Annotated in this window: 7 protein-coding genes; 1 reads left to right on the forward strand and 6 read right to left on the reverse strand. The window is 46.7% G+C overall.

Features of this window, described 5'->3' with window-relative positions; all coding sequences use genetic code 11:
- The first annotated feature begins 433 nt into the window (after positions 1–433).
- The gene (locus COY37_RS04105) at positions 434–580 is read left to right on the forward strand and encodes a hypothetical protein (protein WP_286679334.1); all 147 of its coding nucleotides are present in this window, start codon (positions 434–436) and stop codon (positions 578–580) included.
- Positions 581–639: 59 nt separating this feature from the next.
- Here the strand turns inward: COY37_RS04105 and COY37_RS04110 are convergent, their stop codons facing one another.
- From COY37_RS04110 to COY37_RS04135, 6 genes are all read right to left on the reverse strand, one after another.
- Complete coding sequence (locus COY37_RS04110; protein ID WP_286679335.1) at positions 640–1,509, reverse strand: MBL fold metallo-hydrolase; 870 nt, start codon at positions 1,507–1,509, stop codon at positions 640–642.
- Positions 1,510–1,573: 64 nt separating this feature from the next.
- Complete coding sequence (locus tag COY37_RS04115) at positions 1,574–2,005, reverse strand: hypothetical protein (protein WP_286679336.1); 432 nt, start codon at positions 2,003–2,005, stop codon at positions 1,574–1,576.
- 93 nt (positions 2,006–2,098) lie between these two features.
- Positions 2,099–2,902: a sulfite exporter TauE/SafE family protein gene (locus COY37_RS04120; protein ID WP_286679337.1), complete on the reverse strand. Its 804-nt coding sequence runs from the start codon at positions 2,900–2,902 to the stop codon at positions 2,099–2,101.
- 47 nt (positions 2,903–2,949) lie between these two features.
- Positions 2,950–3,270: a DsrE family protein gene (locus COY37_RS04125; protein ID WP_286679338.1), complete on the reverse strand. Its 321-nt coding sequence runs from the start codon at positions 3,268–3,270 to the stop codon at positions 2,950–2,952.
- 5 nt (positions 3,271–3,275) lie between these two features.
- Positions 3,276–3,617 (reverse strand): ArsR/SmtB family transcription factor, encoded by a 342-nt coding sequence (locus COY37_RS04130; RefSeq protein ID WP_286679339.1) that lies wholly within the window; start codon positions 3,615–3,617, stop codon positions 3,276–3,278.
- Between the two features lie 217 nt (positions 3,618–3,834).
- Positions 3,835–4,299, reverse strand: a 465-nt coding sequence (locus tag COY37_RS04135; RefSeq protein ID WP_286976282.1) for a methionine adenosyltransferase, incomplete at its 5' end; no start/stop codon positions are given.

Below are 4,299 nucleotides of genomic sequence, written 5' to 3' on the forward strand. Positions count from 1 at the left end.
GCTTGAGGTTAGAGGATCAGTGGATGACCAAATGCTAGTGAAGGCGGTAGTATAAATGAGCCATGGATGTTTCAACTAGAAATGGGATTGACTCTTCATCCTTTCAGTTACTTCTTTAAAGTGCGGCATTAAGCGTATCTTTGACATTCTGCCTCTTGGTAATTATAACATCAATCATGAGTAAATTACCGTAAGTTATAGTAATTATTGTAAATTATAGTAAAATCAAGGATAACTAAATGTGTCTAAGCCCAATATTATCAATGTTATACTTCACTGCCAGCGGGAATAAAATAGACGAGTTAAGTTAATAAATGGATGAAATTCTAAGGAGCCGACTCCGGCTCCTTTTATTATTGCAACGGTTGGGTATATGTTGGTAGTCGGAAATTAATAGTGGGAACTTGAAAATCACCGTAAAGGAGTAAGAAACATGAGCAGGATACGACAACTCGCACTTTTGGCTGCGGCGGCATATCTAGTTAGCCGCTTTATACCGAGGCAACACAAAGAAATGGGCGAAGCGCCGATGGAAGAGCATGAGGTGATGGCAAAAAAGCACAGGGGATCGGCAGCCTAGCTGCTGTCGCTTTGGATATAGGCGCGGCCAAGCGGCACAACCGATGGACTTATACTGGCCTAAAACTCTATCTGGCAACCCACGGTGCAATACTCGAATTGCTCCGGCATCTGCAGCGACACCTGCTTTATGCCTTCGAATCCGCTGCAGTGGATTGGTAATACCTTCTTGATGTTAAGCTTTTTAAGCTCCTGTATCGTCCTATCGATTTTCTTCTCGCCCGGACCGATCAGATGCAAGCCACCTATTACGCAGTATACGCCATCTACACCAGTGATCTGTTTAGCCACCTCCACCGTGTTTATGATACCAGAGTGGCTGCAGCCCTGGATTACCACCAGACCCATGGCGGTGTTGATGACTATGCCCATGTCATCATGCAGCTTGTCCTCCACCAGATTCTCGCCCTCTTTGCGTTTGAAGACCTTGACTTCTTCCCACTCGTGCTTTCTTGGTACCTGGCCGGTAGTCATCACGCCCCTTGCAAGCTTGATCGGCTCTGCATGAAACTCTACCTTGTGTTTTGTTGGATCGGGCGTGGGGCTGGTAATATCGTATTGCACCCCTTCTTTAGGCGAGAGGTATCTTTCACAAAATGCGTCCGGGTGGGCGATTATCCTGCCTCTTGCTTTCTCAAGCCCGCCCGTATGGTCGATGTGGCCGTGCGAGAAGACGATCACATCGATATCGTCCATGGTGTAGCCTAAAAGCCCCAGGTTGTGCTCCATGGCAATCCCGGTAACGCCGGTATCCACCAGGATTTTCGTATCTTCGGTCTCGATAAGAGCGGAAAAGCCATGCTCTGCAAGAAAGTTTCCCTGCGGACCGGAGAGGTGTTTGACTATCCCGCTGTCCGGGATAAACTCCATTATTGTATTGTCAACCAGGATGGTGAGTATGGCTTTGACGACCTCCAACTTTTCAGCCATTATTCAAGTTCTCCTTAAAATATCCGACTCGATTTTTCCAGGGATGCAGGGATGAAACCGTCCTCTAGAAAGTCAGGTTCATGTCGGCCTGCATAACCACATCTTTGTAATAGGTTGATGGATCGGCAACCTTTACCCCCTGCACCAGATCAGCCTCACTCATGCCAAATACAGATAGGTTAAGCGGGCACGCAAGAATAGTCGCTCCTTCAAAATAAAGCGTTTCAAGAAGCAGGCCGGCATCGGGAAGATCCATCGCCTCCATCCTTTTCATAACGGCTTCGCTTTCCTCTTTTGGCTGATCGGGCAGGCAAGTAAGCTCATTGATCTTCACCTTATGGACCGCATTTATGCCCCGTGAGCCGAAGAATATTGTAACCTTCGAGCCCGACCTTAAGAGGCTTAAAGCCGTCATCATCGCATTGAAAACCTGGCAGAGTTCATCGTGAAAGCACATGATTGAGACCCTTTTAGATACCTTTTGTTGAGTATCCATTTTAGATACCTCCTCTTTCCTTAAAGGCTTACTCAGAATAATGATTAACATCCCTCAGATGGAGCTTTCTGATCATAAATTACTATCAAAACCTTACTTAAGATAATGAAGCTTATGCAAAACATCGAACCACATACGGATTGCCGCGAAGGCTATAACCACGCCAAGCCCTTTTTTAAGGGCAGCGGCCTGGACCCTCTTGGTATATTTTGCGCCTATTCTGGCCCCCGGCATGGCCCCTATAACTACAGCGAGCGTTAGCAGATAAGGGACTTGTCCTGTTGTAAGCTTTCCAATTGCCCCAAATATTGATGCCGCGAAGGCTATTCCCAAAGTGCTCCCGATGGCGATCTTAGTCGGGACGCCTAAGAAATAAATCATAAGTGGTGTAAAGATGTAGGCACCGGGTGCGCCGACCATACCGCCAATAAATCCGATGACAACAGAGATAAGAAATGCCCCGATCTTATTAAATGTTACATCCTCCGGTGCAATGTCCTCACCCAACTCTGTCTTAGGCAACCACATGATTATCGCGGCGAAAGCGGCCATGAACGCAAAGATGACTAAAAGCGTTTCGCTTGAGGTGCTCTTGGAGTAGATTGAGCCTAACAGCGATGCAACGGCAGCGGTAACGCCCATAATTAAAACCAGATTTTTTGAAACGAGACGGTTCTTATTATGCGTAAGCACACCGATAAGAGCCGAGGCAAAGACGACGATGATGGTAATACCGGATACCGTCTTCATGGTGAGCGTTCCAACGCCGACTAATGGAGGGAGGTATAACAGAAGCGGCACAAGTATGATGGCACCCCCCAGACCTAAAAGACCTGAGAAAAACGCGCCAACGAGTCCTATTAAAAATAATGTTATGAGCAATCCCGGCTCAGCCATGTCTCCTCCATTCTAAAGTCGAACTCTAACCATAACCGATCTCTTGGTTAGAAAGTTACGACCCTATCGCTTTCTTTAATGATCGCGTGCATATCCTTTAGCCCACCTACAGGACAAGCTTGTGGCTCAAAACCCCTTATCTTCTTTGCGCACGTACCGCAACAAAGAACCTTGCCACCGAGGGCTTCTAAGTTTTTCATCATCCCCTTAACCGGAAACTGTACGGTGCTTATGTGCTCTGCTTCAACGCCGGGGCCGGTTAGGAAAACCTTAACATCATCGCCTGCCTTGATAACGTGCTCGCCGTACCTAAACGCGTTCCAGACGGTCTCGGGGTCGTTTGAGCTAATAATTATTCCGATCTTCATTAGTATTAGCGCCTCCTCGTTCCTGGATAAGTTCCCTTTTTAGTAACAGGACAGCAGGCTGGGGCTGGTAGGCTGCCCTTATATTGTTTCCTAAGTATTTTCAAAACATCCGGCACTACCGGGTCTACGAGAAAGTAGCAACGCAACCTTCCGTCGTTGTAGTAATCGATGAGACCATACCGCCTTAAAAGCGCTAGGTGTTGTGATATATTGGGCTGGCTTGCCTCAATTGATTCCTCAAAATCGCTTACGCATTTTACGCCTTCTTCGAGCTGCTCCAGTATCTCAATCCTTAAAGGATGTGCTATTGCCTTTAGCAACTCGATCCTTCCTCTTGCAGATTTCATGCTTATCCTATTCTCTCGGGGTGATAGAGCGTTTATATAATTAGGTAATAATATTATTATATAATTATGTATTACTGTCAAGAGAATAATTACTATACTTGCTAAATTAGTTATTTAAAAAAACAGCCGAACTTAAGGCCCCTTTTATTATTGCGCGACGGTTGGATATAAGTTGATAGTGGGAACTCGAAAATCACCGTAAAGGAGAATCTAATTTCTACCACACCCGATATTTTCCCTCAGCCAAATCGGTGGTAAATGAGTTGATATTGGCAAGTTCAAGGTCAATCACCTCTTTAACCAGGGAATTGACCTTTTCTATATTTACTCCCGGCTCAAGGATAAGCTGGGCCGAAGCTATTTTCGGCTCGTCGATCGGCTGCCCTATCTGGCTGCAGAGCCAGATATAAACCTCTTTAACACCTTCCACCGCGCTATAAACCTCGTTTGCGATACGGTGGCTTAACACCGTATATATCTTACCCACATGGCTCACGGGGTTCTTCCCGGCCGCAGCCTCCGTTCCCATCGGACGGTTGAGTGCGATCACCCCGTTGACACGGTTTCCCCGCCCGACTTCACCCGAATCGGCATCCTCGGCCGATGTTCCCGTTACGCTTGTATAAATGCCATCCATGCCCCTGGTAGGATCGTCAAGCGTGTTAAAGTACACATAAATATT

Origin of the sequence: Candidatus Aquicultor secundus (assembly GCF_002791875.1) — a bacterium.
In the GTDB taxonomy this organism is placed as follows: Bacteria; Actinomycetota; Aquicultoria; order Aquicultorales; family Aquicultoraceae; genus Aquicultor_A; species Aquicultor_A secundus.